Origin of the sequence: Burkholderia sp. Se-20378 (genome assembly GCF_017104665.1) — a bacterium.
GTDB lineage: Bacteria > Pseudomonadota > Gammaproteobacteria > Burkholderiales > Burkholderiaceae > Burkholderia > Burkholderia lata.
This window is the reverse complement of record NZ_JAAGPG010000081.1, coordinates 1-25,128: the sequence shown is the minus strand read 5'-3', so window position 1 is coordinate 25,128 and position 25,128 is coordinate 1. Positions and strand designations below refer to the sequence as shown.

The window sequence follows — 25,128 nt, the reverse complement described above, 5'->3', positions numbered from 1 at the left end:
GCTGCGCCTCGCGCTGCGCCCATGCGTCGGCTGCCTCCGCATGCGCCGACGCGGCGTCGGCGACGCGCTCATCGGCTGCGTCGAGCGCACCGCGCAACTGCGCCGTATCGCGTTCAAGCGCCGCGACAAGCCGCTTGCGCGCCACACGAAACACGACCGCCGCCACGATTGCGACGACGACACCGCCCGCCAGTGCGGCGGCCATCTGGATCATCCACGCCTGCACCATCACGTCATCACTCCGCCGTGCCGATATCCGCGCTGCGCGCACGTTCGTGCGCGACGCCCTGGGCGGCGCCGTCCGCCGCGAAGCGGGCCGGCAGCGACACGATCGTCTCGAACGCGCGATACGGCGCGCCGACGCGATCGTCGGTGAAACGCAACGCGATATCGCCGCCGTCGCGCTTCAGGAAGTTGCGCACCGCGTCCATGCCGACGCCGCGGCCCGACACTTCGGTCACGGCATTCGCGGTCGAGAACCCCGGCCGGAAGATCAGCTCGGCCACTGCGTCGTCGGACAGCGCCGCGTCGTGGTCGGCATCGATCCAGCCGCGCTCGCGGGCGATGCCGCGAATCCGGTCGAGCGCGAGGCCGCGGCCGTCGTCGCTCAGCACGAACCACAGCTCGCCGCCGCCCACGCCGACCGCGATGTCGATCGTGCCGGATACCGCCTTGCCGGCCGCGCGCCGCTCGTCGGACGATTCGATCCCGTGGTCCATCGAGTTGCGCAGCAGGTGCATGAACACGTTCTTCAGCGTCGCGGCGATTTCGCTGCGCACGCGGTGGCCGTGGCTGTCGATATGCACGACCGGCGCCGGCTTGCCGAGTTCGGCCGCGAGCGACGGCAACGACTCGATCACGCCGCCGAGCGCGTCGCCGATGCCCTGCGTGCCGAGCTGGCTCAGCATGCGACGCACGGCGTCGCGGGCCGCATGCCAGTCGGCCGCGTTCGCCGGATCGGCGCCGTCGAGCACGCGCAGGCTCTCGCTGATATGTGCGCGTTCGACCATCAGGAAGTCCGCGCCCTGCACCGCTTCGCCGCTGCGACCGAGCGTGACCGCGTTGATCGTCGCGTAGTGCTCGACCGCCTCGCGCACGCGGGCCAGGTCGTCCATCAGCGCGTCGCGGTTCCATTCCGGGCCGCCGTCCGCGCGGCGCAGCGAGTCGTACGCCTGCTCCGCTTCGTGGACGATGTTCGTCAGGTGCTGGAGGCTGTACGTGCGCGCATTGCCCTTGATCGTATGCATGTTGCGGAACAGCGCCGCGACGATCGAATGATCGGCACGCTCGTGCTGGCGGATCATCCGCTCGTTCTCGCTGAGGAAGCCCTTCGCGCTGTGCACGAAGTCGTGGAACTTGTCCTGGCTGATCGACAAAATCTCGCCGATCATCTCGAGGCGGCGCTGCTGCTCGCCGGCCTGCGCGGTCAGCTCGCGAATCTCGGTCACGTCACGCACGCACAGCATCAGGCGCACGACCGTGTCGGTCTCGTCGGTGATCGCCGACCAGCTCAGGTCGAGCCACTTGTCGCGGCCGTCCGGCATCCGCTTCGCGACCTCGTTCACCAGCAGGTGCTCGTTGAACTCGAAGTTCATGCTGTCTTCGCCGAGGCACGCATGCACGGCCGCATCGACCTGCGAACGCGCGTCGGAACCGATGTTCGAGTCGTCGAACACGAGCGCCATCAGGTCGCGGCCCGCGATGTCGCTCGTCTCGAAGATGGTTTCGAGGTACGCCGAATACTCCGCATGCACGACGCCGCCTTCGACGACGGTCAGGATCCCCTGCTGCATGTTCTGCAGCATCGCCTGGATGTCGGCCGTCTTCTGCTTGAGCTGCGCCGAGTTCTCCTGGATCTTCTCGATCATCCCGTTGAACGCGACGATCGAATGGCCGATTTCGTCCATCCGGCCCACCGGCACGCGGCGCGTGAAATCCTGGCTCGTCGCGATCTCGCTCATCGCCGTCTGCATCCCGATCAGCGGGCGCGTGATCTGGCGATACAGCAGCAGGCCGAGCGCGGTCAGCAGCACGATCACCGTGCCGGCGACGCCCGCGATCGCGGTCGCCGTCGTCGACAGCATCCCGTTCAGCGCGTTGATCGCGTCGTCCTTCTGGCGGTTCTTCTCGACGCGCAGCGTGTCGACGATGCTTTCGAGTTCGTCGCGATACTGCGCGACGTTCGCGAACAGGTACGCCTGCGCCATCTCGGGCTTGCCGTCGGCCTTCATCTTCACGGTGTCGTCGATCGCCGCGAAATAGTTCGTGGCGCTCTCCTTCGCCTGCGAGACGAGCCCGACCTGCGCCTGGCCGACCGCCGACTTCGCCTGCACGTCGAGTGCGGCGCGCAGCGCGCCCTGCTTCGCCTTCAGCTCGTCGCGCGCCTGGGCGGCGGTGTTCGCGTCGGGCGCGTAGATGAGCGTCATCGTCGCGATCTGGATGTTCTTCACATCGGCGACGAGATCCGCCGACGCGAGCGCGCTCGGCACGATTCCCTGGGTGACCTGGCGTACCTCGGACGCGCTCTTGCGCGTCTGGTACACGGCATAGATGCCGATCGCGGACAGCGCGAAGAACGTCAGGACGACTAGCAGCGTAATGCGATGACGGATGGTCATGAGTACAGCTCCCCGCAGCGATTCGGCTTCGATCGCCGTTTGGTCTATTGAAAGAATGTGAGCGCCGAATTATCGGGGATGGTGTATGACGCTCCGATGACCGGAAATCAATTGTTCATTGATAAAAATGAAATGAATAATTGTGACGAAAGAGCCCTAAAGTATTGCCGTAATCTGCCGTTAACCTCGTGCCACAAGGCTTCGAACGGCGATCCTGCGCGGCCTGTAAATTCCAGATCCGGATATTTTATTTTTATTTATTTAATCCGCGAATTAACCGCAACCGGGCTTTCGTAAAACGTTTGCGCATTATCGACGAATTCAGTCGAATTCGCGATTTTTTATTGCCGGAGCGAGATTCGACCGACGGATGAAAACGATACCACCCGCCCTGGGGCCGACGATGCGATGTGCTGCATCGTCAGCCCCGGGGCGGGCGTATTTGGCTCACGACCGGTCAGTGGCTGCTGGCGCGAGTCGCCCCCAGCCCCGTTTCCGAACGCACCTGCTGCGCGGCGAACGCGCCCTTCTCCGCCTTCGCGCGCAGGCTCGTGTCGAGTACCGAGAACAGCCACACGCCCACGAAGCCGATCGTCATCGAGAACAACGCCGGCGACGTGTACGGGAACCACGCCGAACCCTTCGGATAACCGAGCGTCGCTTCCCACACCGACGGCGACACGATCGTCAGCCCCACCGACGAGACCAGCCCCAGGAAGCCGCCAATGACCGCGCCACGCGTGGTGCAGCCCTTCCACATCATCGACAGGAACAGCACCGGGAAATTGGCCGACGCCGCCACGGCAAACGCCAGCGACACCATGAACGCGACGTTCTGCTTCTCGAACGCGATGCCCAGCAGCACGGCGATCACGCCGAGCACCAGCGTCGTGATGCGCGACACCTTCAGTTCGTCGGCACTATTCGCGTTGCCGTTCTTGAAGACGGTCGCGTAGAGGTCGTGCGACACCGCCGACGCGCCCGACAGCGTGAGCCCGGCGACCACCGCCAGAATCGTCGCGAACGCCACGGCCGAGATGAAGCCGTAGAACACGTCGCCGCCCACCGTCTTGGCCACCAGCACCGCGGCCATGTTGGCCGTGCCCGCGCCGCCCTTGATCACGCCCTTGGCCACGTCGGACAGCTCCGGATTGGTCAGCACCAGCGTGATCGCACCGAACCCGATGATGAAGATCAGCACGTAGAAGTAGCCGATCCAGGTGGTGGCCCAGAACACGGACTTACGCGCTTCCTTCGCATCCGGCACCGTGAAGAAGCGCATCAGGATGTGCGGCAGGCCGGCGGTGCCGAACATCAGCGCCATGCCGAACGAGATGGCCGAGATCGGATCCTTGATGAACCCGCCCGGCGACATCACCGACAGCCCGATCCGGGTCGCGTCGTCCGGCGCTTTGCCGGCATTCGCGGCGATCGCGGTCTTGACTTCCACGGCATGGGCGAACAGCGCCTCCGGGCTGAAGCCGTACTGCGCGAGCACCATGATCGCCATGAACGTCACGCCCGCGAGCAGCATGCACGCCTTGATGATCTGCACCCAGGTGGTAGCCGTCATGCCGCCGAACAGCACGTAGACCATCATCAGCGCGCCGACGATGACGACCGCCACCCAGTAGTCGAGACCGAACAGCAGCTTGATGAGCTGCCCCGCGCCGACCATCTGCGCGATCAGGTAGAACGCCACCACCACCAGCGTGCCGATCGCGGCGAAACTGCGGATCGGCCCCTGCTCGAAGCGGTAGCCCGCGACGTCGGCGAAGGTGAACTTGCCGAGGTTGCGCAGCCGCTCGGCCATCAGGAACGTGATGATCGGCCAGCCGACCAGGAAGCCGATCGAGTAGATCAGGCCGTCGTAACCCGACGTCATCACTGCAGCGGAAATGCCGAGGAAGGATGCCGCCGACATGTAGTCGCCCGAGATCGCCAGGCCGTTCTGAAACCCGGTGATGCCGCCGCCGGCGGTGTAGAAATCCGCGGCGGAACGTGTGCGCGAAGCCGCCCACTTGGTGATCCACAACGTCCCTGCGACGAACAGCGCGAACAGGACGATGGCCGTGGTGTTGGTTGCCTGCTTGGCGGTCTGCCCGACATCGCCGCCGCCCGCGACGGCCACGCCGCACGCTCCCGCAGCCAGCAGCGCGACCAGCGTCATCGAAAGAGTCTTCTTCATTGGGCGACGTCCTGCAGGATGTCCTGCGTCAGTTGGTCGTATTCGTTGTTCGCGCGGCGCACGTAGATGCCGGTGATGACGACGGTGAACACGATCACCGCCATGCCGACCGGTACGCCGACACTCGTCACGCCGGTGCTGACGGGCTTCGCGAGGAACGACTTGTCGAATGCGATCAGTGCAATGTAGCCGTAGTACACGATCAGCATCAGCACGGTCAGGAAGATACCGAGCGTATTGCGCCGCCGCTTGAGCTGCGCATACTTCGGATGCGCTTCGATTTTTTTCACCAACCCATCATGCATCGCCTGTCTCCTGGTTTGCTTTTGAATGAGTGTGGCGATTCTGAAGAGCGAAGCTGACTGCGCGCTTACTCGATCTTTCGAGAGCGCACTATGGTTTTCCCTAGCGGTACTGGGTGCTGTGCTTGATGCGTGTACGCGACCGTGCGCATGGCGCGCTGTAACGTCGCCGCTGTTTCGGCGTTGCGATGCGGATTAGTCAGGACGCAATTTTTCGATAGTCCTCAATAAACGGATACTTCCGCATAAGGACAGTCACTCGCATCGATCGATGTCGATGGAAGGGTATGAGCGGAGATGGAGCATGCCATCGACGCGGCAACGACGAAGCCGCGACGACGGTGCGCTATCTCCGGCGGCGCTGCAACGCGCTGCGCGCGCGGGAGAAATTGACGGAGTTGAAGTCGACGGTGGTTCGGTTGCGGTGATGTTCGGGCGGCGTCCGCGCGTCGAACGAATCCGCTCTCGTTACCGCATGACCGCCATGCGATCAGTTTTCACGCGCCTCGGCGAGCCAATCCTCGACTTGCAGCCCCGGGACTCGCGCAAACTCGCGCACGTTATGCGTGACGAGCACCAGACGCCGCGCGCGCGCCTGCCCGGCGATCAGCGCATCGTACGGACCGATCGGGGTTCCTGCCGCGGTCAGCTCGGCACGAATCGCACCGGCGTGCTGAGCATCTTCCACATCGAACGACACCACCTCGAACTGAAGTGCCTCGACACGTGCCACGTTCGCTGCCGCTCTCTGGCTCTTGCAGGCACCGTAATAGAGTTCATGCGCGACGATCGCCGGCAGGCCGAAATCTGCTGGCTGATACGTGCGCAGCCGTGCCAGCATGGCCGACTCGCCTTTCATGATGGCGATGACCGCATGGGTATCCAGCAGAAATTTCATTCAAATACGTCCAGATCCGGGCGCGCCTGAGCGGCAGGCTCGGTCGTGGCGGCAGCTTCGAAATCGGCGTCGACCGGGCCGATCAGCGGCGTGAGCCATGCCCAGTCTTGCGGCACCGGTTCGAGAATGACGGATGAACCGTGGCGACGAATCCGGACCTCGGTCGTTTCGAAGCGGAAATCCTTCGGCAGACGGACGGCCTGCGATCCACCATGCTTGAAAATCTTGGCAGTATCCATCTCCGCCCCTCATGTATCTACAAAATGTATCTATTTTAGCAACTGCGCGCCCTGATGACGAGTCATCCCGTCGGCATATGAACAATGGGCCACCGAGCGCCGCGGAGCACCCGATTCATTCCAGACAGGAAACAATCAATCGCACACCGGCGATTCACGTCGCAGTCCGCACGCCCTAGACTGTCGCATCGCTCCCCTTTCCGGATACATGCAATGACCGACGTCCTGCCGCTGACCACCGATCCCGAGTCGGGCCTCCAGTACCGGCTGCGCCCGGCCACCGGCCGCCCCGCTGCCCGCCTGTTGCTGCTGCATGGCGTCGGCGGCAACGAAACCAACCTGCTGAACCTGGCCGACGTCATCGATCCGCGCATCGAGATCGCATTCCTGCGCGCCCCGCTCGCGTTCGGGCCCAACCAGCACGCCTGGTTTCCGGTGCGCTTCGGGCCGAACGGCCCGGAAATCGACGCGGCCCGCGCGGACGCGAGCCGCATCAAGCTGATCGCGCTGCTGCGCGCCTTCCACGCCAGCGGTGACGCGGGCGCCGCGTTGCCGACGGTGATCGCCGGCTTCAGCCAGGGCGGCATCATGAGCGCAAGCGTCGGCCTCACGTCGCCGCAGGACGTCACCGCATTCGCGGTGTTGTGCGGGCGCATCCTGCCCGAAATCGATCCGCTGATCGCGCCGCGCGATGCGCTTCGCCCGCTCCATGCGCTGATCGTGCACGGCCGCGCCGACGACAAGCTGCCCGTCGCGTGGGCCGACACCGCCGACGCGAAACTCACGGCGCTCGGCGTCGCGCACGATACGCGGCTGTATGCGGCCGGCCATGAACTGACCGCGGAGATGGCCGGCGATTTCGGCCGCTGGGTCGGCGAGCGCACCGGGTTGAACTGACCGTAACGGGACGCCGGGCATCGGCCGCAAACGACTCGGCATGCCCGGCGCGCCCCTTCTTCAGGCGCCCCGCGCCGGATCGGCGACGGCGCGCGTGGCCGCGGACGCACGCGCATCCGCCGCCTGCTCCCGCGCGGCGCCGCGCTTCGCCAGCTTCCAGCCGATCACCAGCGCGAGCACGACGACCGGAATCGTCGCGATGGTCCACGTGCCGCCCGGATAGTCGAACGCCATCAGCACCAGCACGCCGACGAGGAAGGCCAGCGTGAGCCACGACGTGAACGGCGCGCCGGGCATCCGGAACGACACGGCCTTCAGCTCGCCGCGATCGACCGCGCGGCGGAACAGGATCTGGCACATGACGATGAAGCCCCACGTCGTGATGATCCCGAGCGACGCCATGTTCAGCACGATCTCGAACGCCTGCGCCGGCACGATGTAGTTCAGCGGCACGCCGATCGCATTGATCGCGACCGTGATCAGGATCCCGCCGTACGGCACGCCGCGCGCGTTCATCCGCGACACGAAGCGCGGCGCCGATCCGCCCATCGCGAGCGAACGCAGCACGCGCCCGGTCGAATAGAGGCCGGAGTTCAGGCTCGACAGCGCGGCGGTCAGCACCACGACGTTCATCACGGTGCCGACGTACGGCACGCCGAGCTTGCTGAAGAACGTCACGAACGGGCTTTCGTGCGCGCTGTACGCCGTCCACGGCAGCAGCATCGTCAACAGCACGACCGAACCGACATAGAACAGCGCGATGCGCCACATCACGCTGTTGATGGCTTTCGGCAAGACCTTGCGCGCATCGGCGGTCTCGCCCGCCGCGACGCCGACGAGCTCGATGCTCGCGTAAGCGAACACGACGCCCTGCACGATCAGCACGGCCGGCAGGATGCCGTGCGGAAAGATCCCGCCGTGATCCGCGACGAGATGCAGCCCCGGCATCTGGCCGGCGACCGGATGGCCGCTCGCGAGAAACACGGCGCCGACCGCGAGGAACACCGCGAGCGTGCCGACCTTGACAATCGAGAACCAGAACTCCATCTCGCCGAACACCTTCACGCCGATCATGTTCATCACCGACACGATCCCGAGCGCGCCGAGCGCGAACACCCACTGCGGCACGTCCGTGAACACGGCCCAGTACTTCATGTAGATCGCGACCGCGGTAATGTCGACGATGCCGGTCGTCGCCCAGTTCAGGTAGTACATCCAGCCCGCGACGAACGACGCGCGCTCGCCCATGAACTCGCGTGCGTACGACACGAAGCTGCCGCTGGTCGGCCGGTGCATCACGAGCTCGCCGAGCGCGCGCATGATCAGGAACGCGAACACGCCGCAGACGAGATACACGAGCGCGAGCGCGGGCCCCGCATGCTGCAGGCGCCCGCCCGCACCGAGAAAGAGGCCGGTGCCGATCGCGCCGCCCATCGCAATCATCTGCACGTGCCGCGGCTTCAACTGCTTCGCATAGCCGGCTTCGTGCGACGCGAACATCGCATCGGGGTCGGCATGACGGGAATCCGCGCCGCCGGCCGGATCGGCCGGGCGCTCGCTGCTGTGGTTCATCGTGAGTCTCCGTTGTTTCTTGATGTGTCGCGCCCCGCGCGGGGGGCGCTTCGGGTGCAGCCGCACGCAAGCCGCCGGCGTCACGCACCGGCGGCGCGCCCAACCAGCGTCAAAGCACGCGCGGCCGGATCAGCGCCTCGGGCTGCAGCGCTTCTTCGACCTGCGCATCGGTCATCCACTCGCGCTCCAGCACGACCTCGCGGATCGACTTGCCGGTCGCATGCGCCTCGGCCGCCACGGCGGTCGCGCGCTTGTAGCCGATGTACGGGTTCAGCGCGGTCGCGAGCGCGACCGAGCGCTCCATCGTTTCGCGCAGCCGTTCGGGGTTCGCGGTGATCCCGCTCACGCACCGCTGCGCGAGCGTCGTGCAGGCGGCCGTGAGATGGCTGAAGCTGCGGAACAGCGCGCTGGCGATCACCGGCTCGAACGCGTTGAGCTGAAGCTGCCCGGCCTCGGCGGCGAAGGTCACGGTCAGGTCGTTGCCGAACACCTCGAACGCGACCTGGTTCACGACTTCCGGGATCACCGGATTCACCTTGCCGGGCATGATCGACGAGCCGGCCTGCACCGGCGGCAGGTTGATCTCGCCGAACCCCGCGCGCGGGCCGCTCGACAGCAGCCGCAAGTCGTTGCAGATCTTCGACAGCTTCACGGCGATCCGCTTGAGCACGCCCGACACCTGCACGAACGCGCCGCAATCCTGGGTCGCTTCGATCAGGTTCGGCGCGGTGCTCAGGTCGAGCCCGGTAATGCGCCGCAGCGCCGCGAGCGCCTTCTCCGCGTACTGCGGATGCGCGGTGATCCCCGTGCCGATCGCGGTCGCGCCGAGATTGATCTCGCGAATCAGCCAGCCGGCTTCCTGCAGCCGCGCAATGTCTTCCGTCAGCATCACCGCGTAGGTCGAGAACTCCTGGCCGAGCGTCATCGGCACCGCGTCCTGCAGCTGCGTGCGGCCGAGCTTCAGCAAGCCGGCGAATGCGTCGGCCCGCTCCGCGAACGCATCGCGCAGGCGCGCCATCGCTTCGAGCAGGTGCTCGACCGCGAAGCAGGTCGCGACGCGGATCGCAGTCGGATAAACGTCGTTGGTGCTCTGCGCGAGATTGACGTGCTCGTTCGGATGCAGGGTTTCGTACTGCCCGCGCGCGTGCCCCATGATTTCGAGCGCGCGATTGCAGATCACCTCGTTCGCGTTCATGTTGGTCGACGTGCCGGCGCCGCCCTGGATGATGTCGACGACGAACTGGTCGTGCAGGCGCCCTTCGCGGATCTCGACGCACGCGGCGGCGATCGCATCGCGGTACGGCTGCGGCAGCAGCCCGAGCTCGCAGTTCGCGTCGGCCGCGGCCTCCTTCACGGCGGCGAGCGCCATCACGAGATACGGCAGCGACGCAATGGTGCGGCCCGAAATGTCGAAATTCTCCTTCGCGCGCAGCGTATGAACGCCGTAGTACGCGTCGTCCGGAATACTTCGTTTACCTAAAAGATCCGCTTCGACGCGGAAGCCGTTTTCTGTCATCGTGCCCTCCTGGGTGTCTCGTGCCGCTCGTCGTTCGCCGCTTGCCGACGCGACGGGTTCGCATTCTATGCCTTTGCAAAAACAAGCTCGCTTCTGTATTATCGAAAGCGGTTTTGCGTGGGACGCAACAGCGAGAATCGAATGAAAAAAGGCGCGAAAGAATCCGGCATCGATCACATGGGCGCAATGCGCGCGTTCGTGAGAGTGGTCGAAACGGGGAGTTTTTCAGCGGTCGCGAAGGAGATGCATGTGTCGACGTCCACCGTCGCGCGCAAGGTCACGGCGATCGAGGAGGCCCTCGGCGTCGCACTGCTGCACCGCTCGACGCACAGCGTGACGCTCACCGAAGCCGGCCATATCTACCTGGAACGCGCCGTCACGCTGATCGCCGATCTCGACGACACCTTGCGCGTCGTCGCCGAGCTGAATGCGCAGCCGAGCGGCCCGCTGAAGCTCACCGCGCCGGTGGCATTCGGCCGCCGTCATCTCGCGCCGCTGGTCGCACCGTTCCTCGCGCGCTACCCGACGATCCAGCTCGACGTGCGGCTTACCGACAACCACAACGACCTCGTGGCCGGTGGCTTCGATCTCGACATTCACGAAGGCGAGAATTACCTGGACAACCTCGTCGTCCACCGCCTGTCGCGCAACGACAGCATCCTGTGCGCGACGCCCGGCTATCTCGACCGCTGCGGGCGCCCGTCCACGCCGGACGAGCTCAAGCAACACAACTGCCTGCGCTACGTGCATCCGGAAGGCGATCCGCGCTGGGATCTCGTGAACGGCGACGCGCATCACAGCCTGCTGCCGGCCGGCAACCTCGTCACCGACCATTCGGAACTGCTGCTCGAAGCGACCTGCGCGGGGCTCGGCATCGCGGAGTTCGAGATCTGGCTGGTGCGCGACTTGCTCGCGAGCGGCCGGCTCGAAGCCGTGCTGCCGCGCTACCGGCTGCAGAACCGGCTGACGGGCGAATACATCTACATCGCGTATCTGGCGAACCGGCGCAGCTCGGCGAAGCTGCGCGTGCTGAAGGACTTTCTCGCGGAACACCTCGCGCATATCGGCGAGTTGTCGGCGCTGGAACTGACGAAGATTCGCGGCGCTTAGCGCGTAGCGCACGCGCTCGCCTTCACGCTCGCGCCGGCCGACAGGCAGACGCGCGCGCACGCCGCCACGCACGGCCCGGGTCGCGGGCCGGCGGCGTCAGCGCATCCGCACCGTTCAGCCCGGCTGCAATTCGAACGGGAACGCGGCGTGCCCGATCTCGACGCCCTGCGTATTGAGCATTCGCGGCCGATGAAAGCCGGCCAGTGGCGCGCGCTGCGCGGACGTGCCGATCTGCAGCCGCTCGAGAAGTTCGCTGACGACCATGTAGAGCACGTCGAGATTGCCGTCCTCGACCTTCACCGAGATGCCGAGCGCGCCGTCGGCACCCAGCGCCCGCGTGCGCTCGGACGCCCGCACGCCGATCCCGTAGCACGCATCGGCGCCGAGCTTGCCGACCACCTGCCCGTCGAACGCGTTCATCAGCACCGTGCAATAGCGCCCTTCGCCGGCAACCAGCTCCGGATACGCGGTCATCGCACGATGAATCCGCGCCAGTGCACGCACGCGATCGCTGATTGCGCCACCGCCCGCCTCCACCGTATCCGCACCGTCGGCCAGCGATGCGTAGAGACGCGCGAGCCGGTCCAGCGAAAACGCCGGCGTCGGCAGGTTGCATCCGTCGATCGCCCAGCCCACTTCGTCGTCGCGCAGCCCGCACGCATCGGCCACCACGTGCTTCACGCGCACCTGCATCGGATGGTCGGGCAGATGGTAGTCGGCCATTGCGGCGCCAATTGCCTGCGCGCCGGCCAGCATCCCGACGTGCTTGCCCGAACAGTTGCTGCACACGCCGGTCGGCGTGTAGTCGCGCTTGATCCATGAGCGGTACACCGCATCCGACAACGGCGGATGGCCGCCGCAACGCAAGTCCGATTCGTGCGCGGCGACCTTGGCGAGCATCGCGCGCGTGCGTTCGATATGCCGGTCCTCGCTGCTGTGCGACGCGCACATCAGCGCGATGTCCGCATCGTCGAAGCCGAAGCGTTCGGGCGCGCCCGTCTCGATCACCGACAGCGCCTGCGCCGGCTTGGCCGCCGAGCGCGCCAGCGTTATCCGGAACGGATCGCCGAACCGCGCCAGCAGCCTGCCGCGTGCGTCGACCACCGCCACATGGGCGACGTGCGTGTTCTCGATCGCCTCGCCTCGGTACGTGACGACTGCTGCGCGTGGGGTGTCCATCGTGTGTTGTCTCCTTGCTCGGGGCCTGCTTGCCGGGGCCCGTCCAACCGGTACGGCAGTGTATCGAGTCACCACCGCCACGCGCCGGCCGGGCGATGGAAAGCCGTGTTGCACGCGACGCAAAGGCGATCCCGCCCCCACGAAAACCTGACCGAATTCGTACAAAAACCATTCGATCGTTTACAGAATTGGTACCAATCCGTACAATTGCGGCCGCAAACGCGAATCATACGCATTTACATTGACGTTTTCCGATGTTCGGCGCTGCCCGGCCGGTATCGAGAAGACGCACCTGCTCACCGAACCTTCTGCTGCCTCTCGATATGCCCGCCCAGTTCAAGACGAGGCCTCGCGCCCTCGTGTCGGCGCTGACCTGCTCCGTTTTCCTGACGCCGCTGCTCGCCTCCGCCGAAACCGCCCCTGCTTCCGCGCCCGCCGCCGACCAGCCCGCCCCGTCCGCCGACGTGCAGGCGACGCTGCCGACGATCAACGTCCAGTCGACCGCGCCGTCGGACATGCAGGTGAAGCGCTCGCCGTCGTACAAGTTCACCGCGCCGCTGCTCGACACGCCGCGCTCGGTCACGGTGATCCCCGAGCAACTGATCAAGGAAAAGAACGTCACGTCGTTCGCGGACGCGCTGCGCTCGGTGCCGGGCATCACGTTCCTCGGCGGCGATGCGGCCGCGAACCCGTCGGCCGATCGCCCGGTGATCCGCGGCTTCGAATCGCGCAACTCGATCTTCGTCGACGGGATGCGCGACTCGGGGCTGCAGAACCGCGAAACGTTCGCGGTCGAGCAGATCAGCGTGATCAAGGGCCCCGATTCGGTCTATGCGGGCCGCGGCTCGGTGGGCGGCAGCATCGACATCGTCACGAAGACGCCGAAGAACGACAACTTCATCAACAGCAGCATCGGCTTCGGCACCGACGGCTACAAGCGCGCGACGGTCGACGCGAACCACAAGATCAACGACACGACGGCCGTGCGCCTGAACGTGATGGGTCACGACGCTAACCAGGCCGGCCGCAACGACGTGTACAACAAGCGCTGGGGTGTCGCGCCGTCGATCGTGTTCGGGTTGAACACGCCGACCACGGTCACGGTCAGCTACTACCACATGAACTCGTACGACATGCCGGACTTCAGCGTGCCGTTCCGCGCGTCGGGCGGCACGCCGGTGCCGACCGATCGCGGCCAGTTCTTCGGGCTGAACACGCGCGACTACCGCTACGGGCAGACCGACACCGCCCAGGTGCGCGTCGAGCACAAGATCAACGACGACTGGAAGCTGAAGAACACGACGATGTTCGGTCGCTCGACGCTCGATTACGTGGCGACGAACCCGCAGATCCTCGCGTCGAACCCGAACATGCTGAGCCTGCAGGCGAAGAGCGGCAAGTACGCGCTCAACGGCTTCTCGAACCAGACCGAAGTGACCGGCAGCGCGAGCCTGTTCGGCATGAAGCACACGATGACGGCCGGCGTCGAGTTCAGCCATGAGCAGGCACGCTACGAGGGCTACCTCGTGTCTGATTCGGCCGGCAACAACATCCGCTCGGGCGGCCCGTGCTCGGTGGCCGGCAACTGCACGCCGCTCGCGGGCGGCTGGAACCCGAACATGCCGTGGACCGGCAACATCGTGCTGAACGGCGACAAGGGCTTCCCCGGCCCGACGACGAACACGCGCACCGACACGGTTTCCGCGTACATCTTCGATACCGTGAAGCTGTCCGAGCGCTGGCAGTTCAACACGGGGCTGCGCTTCGACCGCTACGACACGACCGGCAAGCAGGCCGGCGTGGCCGACCTGTCGAACACGTCGAACCTGTTCAGCTACCAGTTCGGCCTCGTGTTCAAGCCGGTGAGCAACGTGAGCCTGTATGCGTCGTACGGCACGTCGTCGAACCCGCCCGGCGCGAACAGCGGCCTCGGCGGCGGCACCGACCAGATCACCGCGACGAACCAGGATCTCGCGCCGGAGCGCTCGCGCAACATCGAGATCGGCGCGAAGTGGGACGTGTTGCAGGACCAACTGTCGCTGACGTCGGCGCTGTTCCAGACCGAGAAGACCAATGCGCGCGTGAGCGACGGCCTCGGTCACACGGTCAACGCGGGCAAGCAGCGCGTGCGCGGCGTCGAATTCGGCTTCGCGGGCAACCTGACGCCGAAGTGGCACGTGTTCGGCGGCTACTCGTACCTGAACGCGATCACGACCGACGCAGGCCCCGGCAGCCCGGGCGCATCGGGCCTGCCGATGGTGATGGTGCCGAAGCACAACTTCACGCTGTGGACGAGCTACGACGTAATGCCGAAGCTCACGCTCGGCGCCGGTGCGACGGTGATGAGCCAGACCTACGCGTCGGTATCCGCGACGACGAAGAAATGGACGCCCGGCTACGCACGCTTCGACGCGGCCGCAACCTGGCGCGTGAACAAGACGATGGACGTGCAGCTCAACGTGCAGAACCTGTTCGACAAGAAGTATTACTCGAGCGCGTATCCGATCTACGCGACGTGGGCGCCGGGCCGTTCGGCGATGGTCACGCTCAACTTCTATCAGTAACGCCATTGGCGGCGGGAGGGCGTGGTACGCCCTTCCCCGCCGCACTCACCACGGCAGCGAGTACGTCTTCACGTTCGTGAAGCTCTTCATCGCTTCCTGCACGCCTTCCTTGTACCCCAGCCCCGAATCCTTCACGCCGCCGAACGGCGTCACTTCGAGCCGGTAACCCGGCACTTCGCGCACGTTCACGCTGCCGACTTCCAGCTCGGTGATGAAGCGCGTGATGGCGTCGAAGCGGTTCGTGCAGACCGACGACGACAGCGCATAGTCGGTGCTGTTCGACATCCGGATCGCTTCGTCGATGTCGCGGAAACGCATGATCGGCGACACGGGGCCGAAGGTTTCGTATTTCACCAGCGGCATGTCGGACGTCACGCGATCGATCACCGTCGGCGAATACAGCGCGCCGTTTCGCACGTTGCCAACCAGCAGCCGCGCCCCGCGCGCAATCGCGTCGTTCACCTGCTGCTCACAGAACTTCGCGGCCGCCTCGTCGATCACCGTGCCCATGTCGACCGACGGATCGGCCGGGTTGCCGTACGACCACGCCTTCGTTTTCTCGACCACCAGCTCCGTGAAACGATCGGCCACCGACTCGTGCACGAGCATCCGCTTGATCGCCGTGCAGCGCTGCCCCGAGTTCTTGTACGAACCCGACACCGCGAGCGTGCTCGCTTCGTCGAGATCGGCATCTTCCATCACGATGATCGGATCGTTGCCGCCGAGTTCGAGCACCGCACGCCGGTAGCCCATCCGCGATGCAATCGACTTGCCGATCGATACGCCGCCCGTGAACGTGATCAGGTCGATCGCCGGGTTGGTGATCAGCTCGTCGGCGATCTCCTTCGGGTCGCCGGTGAGCACTTGCAGCATCTGCGGCGGCAGGCCGGCTTCGTACAGGATGTCCGCGAACAGGTAGCACGACAGCGGCACCTTCTCCGACGGCTTCACGACCATCCGGTTGTTGGTCGCCACCGACGGCACGATCTTGTGCGCGACCTGGTTCATCGGGTGGTTGAACGGCGTGATCGCGGAAATTACGCCGAGCAGCGGATCGCGCTGCGTGTACACGCGGCGCTTCTTGCCGTGCGGGGTCAGGTCGCACGAGAAGATCTGCCCGTCGTCCTTCAGCACTTCGCCGGCGCCGAACATCAGTACGTCGGCCACGCGGCCGGCTTCGTAGGTCGAATCCTTGATGCACAGGCCGGACTCGGCCGTGATCAGCCCCGCAATCTCGACCGTGCGCGAGCGCACGATGTCGGCCGCACGGCGCAGGATCGCCGCACGATCGTGACGCGTGAGCACAGGCCGGTATGAGCGTGCAACCGCGAACGCGCGCCGCACGTCGTCCAGCGTCGCCTTCGGCACCGTGCCGACCAGCGAGCCGTCGTACGGATTGCGCACGTCGATGACTGCGTCGCGCCACGCGCGCTGCCCGTCGATGCGCAACGCTTCGTGCCGCACGTCGGATGCGGGAATCGGCTTCAGGACCGTACTCATGTCGTCTCCGTCTTGGTGTAGCGTGATCGTGGTCACGCTTTCGATTACCGCACCACCACCAGCCCTTCGTATTCGAGGCAGCGGCACAGCGTCGCCCATGCCGGCGTATCGGGCCACTCACGCGCGCGGGCATCGATGCGGATCGGCCGGCCGAATTCGCGCGACGCGCACGCCAGCAGCGTGTGCGCGATGCCGCTGCGCCGATACGCGGGTTCGACGAACAGCCGCGTGAGCGCCGGCGATCGCACGGCACCACCACCGCCACCGTCGTCGATGCCGAGTTCACCGATCGCCTCGTCGTCGCGATACGCGATCGCCGTCGCCCGTGCGTCGTCGAACACGATGCGGATCACGCGCTCGCAGCGATCCCTGAACACGACGACATGCATGGCGCCCCTCTCCGTTGCATCACGCTGCAGGCGAACGCGATGCGCGCACGCCTCCCTGCGCCCGCGAACCGGGGACTTATCCGGATCGTCCAGGGGCGACGGTTTGAGTATCGTCTTGCCACGTCGGCGCGCAGTAGTGCCAGACGACACATTTCATTGAGTCCACATCCGCGGCGCGACGCGCGTATTCTCGCGACACCGCGCCCCTCGCGGGCCGCGCGCACACCACGCGCACCGCCTCGCGTTTCCCGTACCGATCACAGGAGGAAGCATGCCGAGTCGTACCCCGACCGCCTTATGGGCCCAGCAGTTCCGGCGGTCGTCGGCGTCGAGCCTGCAGGACCAGATCCGGCGGATGCTCGTGGCCGCGATCCTCGACGGCCAGCTCGCGCCCGATGCCGCGCTGCCGTCGAGCCGCGAGCTCGCCGACCAGCTCGGCGTCGCGCGCAACACCGTCGTGCTCGCGTACCAGATGCTCGTCGAAGAGGGCTACCTGATCTCGCGCGAACGCAGCGGGCACTTCGTGAACCCGAAGATGCTCGAGGGCCTGCCCGGCTTCGCGGCCGCCAAGCCCGCCGCGCAGCCGGGCGGCGGCGACGAAACGCCGGGCCGGCCCGCCTGGGACAAGCGCATCGCGCATCCGCCGTCGAGGCAGCGCAACATCGTGAAGCCCGCGAACTGGCAGCACTACGAATTTCCGTTCATCTACGGGCAATTCGACCAGTCGCTGTTTCCGACCAACGACTGGCGCGAATGCTGCCTGAAGGCGCTGTCGGTGATGGAGATCCGCAACTGGGCGCCCGACCTGATCGAACGCGACGACGAATCGCTGATCCAGCAGATCCGCACGCGCGTGCTGCCGCGGCGCGGCGTGTTCGCGATGCCCGACGAGATCGTCGTCACGAACGGCTGCCAGCAGGCGCTGTACCTGATCGCGGACCTGCTGTGCGGCAAGCACACGACGGTCGGCTTCGAGAACCCCGGCTATCCGGACGCGCGCAACATCTTCGAGAACCGCAACGCACGGCTCTTGCCGCTGCCCGTCGACGGTCACGGGATCGCACCCGCCACGCTCGGCGATACGCTCTCGCGCTGCGATTACGTGTACGTGACGCCGAGCCACCAGTGCCCGACCACCGCGACGATGCCGGTCGAGCGGCGCCGCGCGCTGCTCGATTGCGCGCAGCAACACGATTTCGTGATCATCGAGGACGACTACGAGAGCGAGAACACGTTCTCCGGCACGCCGCATCCGGCCTTGAAAAGCCTCGACACGGCCGACCGCGTGATCTACGTCGGCAGCCTGTCGAAGACGTTCGCGCCGGGCCTGCGGCTCGGTTACGTGGTCGGGCCGCGCGAGTTGATCCGCGAGCTGCGTGCGCTGCGGCGGCTGATGGTGCGCCACCCGGTTGCGTACATCCAGCGCGCGTTCGCGACCTTTCTCGCGCTCGGCCATCACGACGCATTGCTGCGCCGGCTCGCGCATGCGTACAGCGAGCGCTCGCAGGCGCTGATGGCCGCGCTCGACGCGCATTTGCCGGAAGCGCGCTACGTGCAGGTGACGGGTGGCGCGTCGTGCTGGGTCGAAGGCCCGCCGTGGCTCGACGCGACGCGCCTCGCCGCCGACGCGCAGGAAGCCGGCATCCTGATCGAGCCGGGCAGCGTGTTCTTCATGAACGATGAAGGCGACGCGCGACGCTGCTTCCGGATGGGCTTCTCCGCGATCCCGCTCGAGCGGATCGAGCCGGGTGTGCGGGCGCTCGCGCAATGCGTGCGCACGCAACGTCCGGGGGCCTGACCGCACGCGAAAAAGGCGTCGTGCGCCGGCGCTGCGCAGTCGCCCGGAAGCACGAACGTCGCGTATGTTGCGGCCGTAAAACCCGTTTCGACGATAGGCCGTGTTCACCCTGCGGGGTGGCTCACGGCCGCGCGCTTGCGGATCATCTTTTCGGGTATCGGTGAACGGCAGGCGTGAATGCATGACGCATCGATTCGACCGGCAGATCATTTTCCGCGGCTTCATCGGACACCGCTTGCGGCGCTCGTGCCTGCACACCGCTTCACTGCGACTTCAATGCACGATCGCCGGGATTCTTTTCGTTTCGATTCGTTTAGTAAATCCAATAAAAACATTACAACTCTCCAAATCCGGTTGACAACGGATTCGTCCAAATCCTAGTGTTACGACGCTGAAAGACGGCAACCCGCGACGACGAAGCAACGATTCGATCGATTGGATTGCCAAAGAAAAAAATGCATGGATAACCGGAGGGGGCGATCATGATTCGATTCACGACGCTCGCGGCAATCCTGGCCGCGACGTATGCGTTGAGCGGGTGCGGAGGCGGTGACGGCAGCGACGGAACCGCGGCGTCGGTATTGGCGGCACGCCCGTCGGAAGCCGTGGCCGATACGACGAATCTCGACGACAACCGCAACCTGTCGTTGACGCAGTACGTCGATCCGCTGATCGGCACGCTCGCGAGCAATTCGCCGAACCCGGTGCCGGCGGGACAGGCCGGCAGCGTCGAACCGGCCGCCGGCCTGCCGTCGGGCATGGTGCAGTGGGCGCCCGACACCAACACCACGCCCGCGCCGAACAGCAGCCAGGAGCCGAACTCGCCCGCCGGCTACTACTACGACATCCACTCGATCCAGGGTTTCAGCCTGACGCACATGCCGGGCGCCGGCTGCAGCGGTAACAACGGCGAATTCCCGGTCATGCCGACCACCGACCCGACGCAGCTCGCACCGACATTCAGTCATGCGAATGAAATAGCCAAGCCGGGCTACTATTCCGTGCTGCTCGACTCGCAGATCAAGGTGGAGCTGACCGCCACCCTGCGCACCGGCTTCGGCCAGTTCGCGTACCCGGCCGGCAAGCCTGCCCTGCTGGTGCTCGACGCAACCCGCACCAACACCAGGACCTCGACCACCGGCGCCATTACGCAGGTTTCCGACAGCGCCATCTCCGGCAGCACGATCGGCGGCGGCTTCTGCGGCAACTCGGTGCCGGTACCCGTCTACTTCTACGCCGCCTTCGACCAGGCGTTCACGTCGGCCTCGATTTCGCACGGTGTGGCCCAGCTTGGTTTCCGCTCCGGCCAGACGGTCAGGATGAAGATCGGCCTCTCCTACGTCAGCGTCGCCAACGCGAAAGCCAACCTCGACGCGGAAAATCGCGGCTGGGACTTCGCGGGCGTACGCACGCAGGCCGACCGCATCTGGAACGACCGCCTTAACGGCATCCGCGTGGCGGGCGGCACGCTCGACGCGAAGAAGAAGTTCTACACGGCGCTGTATCACGCGCTATGGGCGCCCAGCATCTTCAGCGACGTGAACGGCCAGTACATCGGCTTCGACAATACCGTGCATCAGGTCGCCAAGGGCCAGCAAGCGCAGTATTCGTCGTTCTCGGGCTGGGACATCTACCGTTCGCTGATCCAGCTGAAGTCGATCCTCAACCCGTCCGAGACCAGCGACATGATCCAGTCGCTGATCAACGACGCGGATCAATGCGGCGCGATTCCGCACTGGGTCAACGACAACGTCGAGGATGGCGTGATGCCGGGCGACGCCGGTTCGCTGATCGTCTCGAATGCCTATGCGTTCGGCGCGCGGCGCTTCGATACGCAATCCGCGCTGCAGCACATGGTGAAGATGGCGAACATTCCCGGCACGGCCTGCAACAACGTGACCACCAACGGCGGTCGCGCGAGCTACCTGCAGACCGGCTACATCACCAACGGCGAGTGGGGACAGGCTTCGTCCACGCTCGAATACACGAGCAGCGATTTTGCGATCTCGCGCTTCGCCGGGGCACTCGGCGATGCCGCCACGCAGCGCATGCTGCTGAGCCGCTCGGCCTACTGGCAGAACCTGCTCGACACCGCGCTGACGCCGCCGCTGATCGCGGCGCGCCAGTCGAACGGCGCGTGGATTCCCGAGACGCCGAGCAGCGGTGACAACTACGTGGAAGGCAATGCCGAACAGTACACGTGGATGGTGCCGTACAACGGCGCCGGCCTGTTCGCGCAGCTCGGTGGCAATGCGACGGTGACGTCGCGGCTCGACCAGTTCTTCACGGTGCTCAATGCCGGCCTGAGCCTGCCCAACTTCTACATGGGCAACGAGCCGACCTTCGAGGTGCCCTGGCTCTACAACTGGGCCGGGCAGCCGTCGGGCACGCAGCGCGTGGTGCAGCAGATCCTGGGCAGCGCGTTCGGCACCGGCCCCGACGGCTTGCCGGGCAACGACGACCTCGGCGCCGTGTCGGGCTGGTATGTCTGGGGCTCGCTGGGCCTGTATCCGCAGATCCCGGGCGTGGCGGGCCTGGCGATCGGCAGTCCGCAGTTCCCGCAGATCGACGTACGGCTCGGCAACGGCCGCACGTGGCGGATTCGCGCCGACGGTGCGCCCGCGTCCAGCTATGTGCAGTCGCTGTCGATCAACGGTCGCGCCCACGATGTGCCGTGGGTCGCCTACGACGACATCGCGAACGGCGCGACGCTGCACTTCGCGATGGGCAGCGCGCCGTCGCAATGGGGCAGCCGGAAGCAGCCGCCGTCGTTCGGCGTGCCGGTGGCGCTCAACGCGGCCGACAGCTACAACAACCGCGGCTTCAGCGCGGACGGTGCGACCAATACCGACGGCCAGGGCGCGGACTTCGACGGCAGCCTGTTCAGCTACTCGCTGAATGCGCTGGCAGCGGCGGGCGTGCAACCCGGCAAGCCATTCGCGGTGGCCGGCGCCAGCGTGGCGGTGGCGGGCGGGCCGCTCTCGCTCGACAACACCGTGACCGTCGGCCAGACCGTGATGCTGCCGCCGGGATCGGCCGGCACCGGCGTGGTGGTGCTCGGCTCGTCCAACAACGGCCCGAGCAGCGGCACCGCGCAGCTGAATTTCGCGGACGGCTCGAGCCAGGCTGTCACGCTGGCGTTCGACGACTGGACGCTGAACGGCGGCAGCGCGCACGCCAGCGCGGCGATCGCCGTCACGATGGCTTACCGCAACTCGGGCAGCGGCCAGCAGGACAACGTCAAGACCTACATCTTCGCGCAGAAGATTCCGGTGCCGCCCGGCAAGGTGGTGACGAGCATCGTGCTGCCGCGCCAGGTGAGCGCCGGCAAGATGCACGTGTTCGGCATCGGGATGACGGCGTCCTGACGGCCGCATGACCGGCGGGGATGCATCGGGCCTTCCGATGCATCCCCTCGCCGGCCGGCACCGCTGCCGCGCGATCCGCGACTCATCGCGCCACTGCAACGGTTTCGCGATACTCCCCTGCGGCAGATCTTTTTGCTCTTCGCTCCGCGTCGATGATTGCTGTCGATGCGCGTCAACGAACCCGCCGCCGGGAACCCACGGGGCGCCGGTAGACAGGCGCGCCGGCCCGGCTGCGCCCCCTGGCCCAAGCGAAACCTCCCGACTGGCGCTACCGCCAAAAACGAGCGCTCACTAACGTGTCGATACCGCGTGCCGCATGCGCGCCAGCGCCTTGCGCACCGCCCACCATTCGACAGGAGACACGTTATGGCAGACACGCTCACCGGCCCCGTCACGGCCGCCACGCTCGCGGCATTTTCCGACGCATTCAACCGGCACGACGCCAATGCGTTGATGGGCTTCATGACCGAGGACTGCGTATTCGACGCGGCCGGCGGCCCCGACATCCACGGCACGCGCTTCGTCGGCCGCGACGCGGTACGCGCGGCGTTCGAAGCCGTGTTCAAGACCTTCCCCGATGCGCATTGGGGTCGCGGCCGCCATTACGTCGTCGGCGAACGCGGCGTCTCCGAATGGGTGTTCACGGGCACGCACGCCGAAGGCTGGCGCATCGAGGCCGAAGGCTGCGACCTGTTCGAATTCCGCGACGGACTGATCGCCGTCAAGCGCGCGTTCCGCAAGGAACGGCCGAAACAACCGGGCTGAGCGCACCGCCCGGGCCACCGTGCCCCACGCGCATTTTGAAACGAATCATTTCATTTCATTCCACATTCCCCGGCAGCGGGCGGAATGACTTGACCGGCCTTACCCAGCAAATAGCATCTGGAACAAGACGTTCCGTTAATTGAACAATCGGAGACAACCCATGAGCGAACAATCCACTTCCCTGCGTGCATCGGCTAGCGGTCCGCAGGACATGACGCCGTCCGAAGCCTTCGTCGAGACCCTCGCGGCCAACGGCGTGACCGACATGTTCGGCATCATGGGCTCCGCGTTCATGGATGCGATGGACATCTTCGCGCCGGCCGGCATCCGCCTGATCCCGGTCGTGCACGAACAGGGGGCGGGCCACATGGCCGACGGCTATGCACGCGTGTCGGGCCGCCACGGCGTCGTGATCGGCCAGAACGGCCCCGGCATCAGCAACTGCGTGACGGCCATCGCGGCCGCGTACTGGGCGCACAGCCCGGTCGTGATCGTCACGCCGGAAGCCGGCACGATGGGCATCGGCCTCGGCGGTTTCCAGGAAGCGAACCAGTTGCCGATGTTCCAGGAATTCACGAAATACCAGGGCCACGTCACGCACCCGGCGCGGATGGCCGAATTCACCGCGCGCTGCTTCGACCGCGCGCAGGCCGAGATGGGCCCGACGCAGCTGAACATCCCGCGCGACTACTTCTACGGCAAGGTCAAGGTCGAGATTCCGCAACCGCGCCGGCTCGATCGCGGCGCCGGCGGCGAACAGAGCCTGGACGATGCGGCCGCGCTGATCGCGCAGGCGAAGTTCCCGGTGATCATCTCGGGCGGCGGCGTCGTGATGGCCGACGCGATCGAGGAATGCAAGGCGCTCGCCGAACGGCTCGGCGCACCGGTCGTCAACAGCTACCTGCACAACGACTCGTTCCCGGCAAACCACCCGCTGTGGTGCGGCCCGCTCGGCTACCAGGGCTCGAAGGCGGCGATGAAGCTGCTGTCGCGCGCGGACGTCGTGATCGCGCTCGGCTCGCGCCTCGGGCCGTTCGGCACGCTGCCGCAGCACGGGATGGACTACTGGCCGAAGGACGCGAAGATCATCCAGATCGACGCGGACCACAAGATGCTCGGCCTCGTGAAGAAGATCTCGGTCGGCATCTGCGGCGACGCGAAGGCCGCGGCGGTCGCGCTCACGCAACGCCTCGACGGCCGCACGCTCGCGTGCGACGGCTCGCGCGGCGAGCGCGCCGACCAGATCGCGACCGAGAAGGCCGCATGGGAAAAGGAACTCGACGACTGGACGCACGAGCGCGACGCGTACAGCCTCGACATGATCGAGGAACAGAAGCACGAGAAGCCGTTCAGCGGCGGCCAGTACCTGCATCCGCGCCAGGTGCTGCGCGAGCTCGAGAAGGCGATGCCCGAGGACGTGATGGTGTCGACCGACATCGGCAACATCAACTCGGTCGCGAACAGCTACCTGCGCTTCAACAAGCCGCGCAGCTTCTTCGCGGCGATGAGCTGGGGCAACTGCGGCTATGCGTTCCCGACGATCATCGGCGCGAAGGTCGCCGCCCCGCACCGCCCGGCCGTGTCGTATGCGGGTGACGGCGCGTGGGGCATGAGCCTGATGGAAACGATGACCTGCGTGCGCCACAACATCCCGGTGACGGCCGTCGTGTTCCACAACCGTCAATGGGGCGCGGAGAAGAAGAACCAGGTCGACTTCTACAACCGCCGCTTCGTCGCCGGTGAACTCGACAACCAAAGCTTCGCGGCAATCGCGCGTGCAATGGGTGCCGAAGGGATCACGGTCGACCGCCTCGAAGATGTGGGCCCGGCACTCAAGCGTGCAATCGACATGCAGATGAACGAAGGCAAGACGACGATCATCGAGATCATGTGCACGCGCGAACTCGGCGATCCGTTCCGTCGCGATGCGCTGTCGAAGCCGGTCCGCATGCTCGACAAGTACAAGGACTACGTATGACGCCGCGTCACTGACGCAACCCGTTGCCGGTCGCGCGCCCCTCTCGCGCGGCCGGCCCTCCGGCCGGACGCCGTGCCCCGTGCGGGCCGCCGCATCCGGCCGTTTTTTCTTTTTCTACCCGAGCGAACGATGAAAGCCCTCGACCGCATTCTCGACTCCGCGCGCCGCCAGCCGATGCGCATCGCGCTGTGCGAAGCCGACGATCCGCGCGTGCTGCAGGCCGCCGCGCGCGCGACGCGCGACGGCA

At 66.1% G+C, this 25,128-nt stretch carries 17 protein-coding genes and 1 pseudogene; 7 read left to right on the top strand and 11 right to left on the bottom strand.

The annotated features are described in order from the left end of the window. The 6 genes and pseudogenes from G3N93_RS12075 to G3N93_RS12050 all read right to left on the bottom strand — a co-directional run. Positions 1 to 232, bottom strand: a pseudogene (locus G3N93_RS12075) (chemotaxis protein); the annotation flags it as partial. 4 nt (positions 233 to 236) lie between these two features. Beyond that, positions 237 to 2,618, bottom strand: coding sequence for an MCP four helix bundle domain-containing protein (locus G3N93_RS12070; protein WP_174941755.1), 2,382 nt, complete (start codon positions 2,616 to 2,618; stop codon positions 237 to 239). Between the two features lie 457 nt (positions 2,619 to 3,075). Continuing rightward, positions 3,076 to 4,806: a cation acetate symporter gene (locus tag G3N93_RS12065; RefSeq protein ID WP_174986593.1), complete on the bottom strand. Its 1,731-nt coding sequence runs from the start codon at positions 4,804 to 4,806 to the stop codon at positions 3,076 to 3,078. Continuing rightward, positions 4,803 to 5,111: a DUF485 domain-containing protein gene (locus tag G3N93_RS12060; RefSeq protein ID WP_011355578.1), complete on the bottom strand. Its 309-nt coding sequence runs from the start codon at positions 5,109 to 5,111 to the stop codon at positions 4,803 to 4,805. Before G3N93_RS12060 ends, G3N93_RS12065 begins: the two co-directional genes overlap by 4 nt. A 487-nt stretch (positions 5,112 to 5,598) precedes the next feature. Continuing rightward, complete coding sequence (locus tag G3N93_RS12055) at positions 5,599 to 6,006, bottom strand: type II toxin-antitoxin system VapC family toxin (RefSeq protein WP_206133090.1); 408 nt, start codon at positions 6,004 to 6,006, stop codon at positions 5,599 to 5,601. Further along, complete coding sequence (locus G3N93_RS12050; protein WP_174935953.1) at positions 6,003 to 6,245, bottom strand: antitoxin; 243 nt, start codon at positions 6,243 to 6,245, stop codon at positions 6,003 to 6,005. Before G3N93_RS12050 ends, G3N93_RS12055 begins: the two co-directional genes overlap by 4 nt. Positions 6,246 to 6,458: 213 nt before the next feature. Here G3N93_RS12050 and G3N93_RS12045 point away from each other — a divergent pair, with 213 nt between their 5' ends. Then, positions 6,459 to 7,142: an alpha/beta hydrolase gene (locus tag G3N93_RS12045; protein WP_206133089.1), complete on the top strand. Its 684-nt coding sequence runs from the start codon at positions 6,459 to 6,461 to the stop codon at positions 7,140 to 7,142. Between the two features lie 60 nt (positions 7,143 to 7,202). On the opposite strand, the gene G3N93_RS12040 is transcribed toward G3N93_RS12045, so the two are convergent. Further along, entirely contained in the window at positions 7,203 to 8,714 is a 1,512-nt protein-coding gene (locus tag G3N93_RS12040; RefSeq protein ID WP_206133088.1) for an amino acid permease, read from the bottom strand. Between the two features lie 109 nt (positions 8,715 to 8,823). After that, positions 8,824 to 10,230 carry an aspartate ammonia-lyase gene (locus G3N93_RS12035; protein WP_174986600.1) on the bottom strand — a complete coding sequence of 469 codons (1,407 nt, stop codon included), beginning with the start codon at positions 10,228 to 10,230 and terminating at the stop codon, positions 8,824 to 8,826. A 141-nt stretch (positions 10,231 to 10,371) separates the two neighbouring features. On the opposite strand from G3N93_RS12035, the gene G3N93_RS12030 reads away from it, so the two are divergent. Continuing rightward, positions 10,372 to 11,340 (top strand): LysR family transcriptional regulator, encoded by a 969-nt coding sequence (locus tag G3N93_RS12030; protein WP_174935961.1) that lies wholly within the window; start codon positions 10,372 to 10,374, stop codon positions 11,338 to 11,340. Positions 11,341 to 11,454: 114 nt separating this feature from the next. Here the strand turns inward: G3N93_RS12030 and G3N93_RS12025 are convergent, their stop codons facing one another. After that, complete coding sequence (locus tag G3N93_RS12025; RefSeq protein WP_206133087.1) at positions 11,455 to 12,519, bottom strand: asparaginase; 1,065 nt, start codon at positions 12,517 to 12,519, stop codon at positions 11,455 to 11,457. Positions 12,520 to 12,842: 323 nt separating this feature from the next. Between G3N93_RS12025 and G3N93_RS12020 the strand changes: the two genes are divergently transcribed. After that, positions 12,843 to 15,083 carry a TonB-dependent siderophore receptor gene (locus G3N93_RS12020; RefSeq protein ID WP_206122724.1) on the top strand — a complete coding sequence of 747 codons (2,241 nt, stop codon included), beginning with the start codon at positions 12,843 to 12,845 and terminating at the stop codon, positions 15,081 to 15,083. 45 nt (positions 15,084 to 15,128) lie between these two features. Here the strand turns inward: G3N93_RS12020 and phnY are convergent, their stop codons facing one another. Together phnY and G3N93_RS12010 are read right to left on the bottom strand one after the other, a co-directional pair. Then, positions 15,129 to 16,583, bottom strand: a complete 1,455-nt coding sequence (phnY, locus tag G3N93_RS12015) for a phosphonoacetaldehyde dehydrogenase (protein WP_206133086.1) — start codon at positions 16,581 to 16,583, stop codon at positions 15,129 to 15,131. Positions 16,584 to 16,627: 44 nt separating this feature from the next. Then, positions 16,628 to 16,972, bottom strand: coding sequence for a GNAT family N-acetyltransferase (locus G3N93_RS12010; protein WP_174941716.1), 345 nt, complete (start codon positions 16,970 to 16,972; stop codon positions 16,628 to 16,630). Positions 16,973 to 17,243: 271 nt separating this feature from the next. Between G3N93_RS12010 and G3N93_RS12005 the strand changes: the two genes are divergently transcribed. The 4 genes from G3N93_RS12005 (at position 17,244) to xsc (ending at position 24,881) form a co-directional block, all read left to right on the top strand. Next, complete coding sequence (locus G3N93_RS12005; protein ID WP_174930438.1) at positions 17,244 to 18,770, top strand: PLP-dependent aminotransferase family protein; 1,527 nt, start codon at positions 17,244 to 17,246, stop codon at positions 18,768 to 18,770. A 482-nt stretch (positions 18,771 to 19,252) separates the two neighbouring features. Beyond that, positions 19,253 to 22,138 (top strand): GH92 family glycosyl hydrolase, encoded by a 2,886-nt coding sequence (locus G3N93_RS12000; protein WP_206133085.1) that lies wholly within the window; start codon positions 19,253 to 19,255, stop codon positions 22,136 to 22,138. 366 nt (positions 22,139 to 22,504) lie between these two features. After that, a complete protein-coding gene (locus G3N93_RS11995) occupies positions 22,505 to 22,903 on the top strand; it encodes a nuclear transport factor 2 family protein (protein ID WP_206133084.1) in 399 nt (132 codons plus the stop codon). 160 nt (positions 22,904 to 23,063) lie between these two features. After that, positions 23,064 to 24,881, top strand: coding sequence for a sulfoacetaldehyde acetyltransferase (gene xsc, locus G3N93_RS11990; RefSeq protein WP_174935976.1), 1,818 nt, complete (start codon positions 23,064 to 23,066; stop codon positions 24,879 to 24,881). Positions 24,882 to 25,128: the final 247 nt, after the last annotated feature.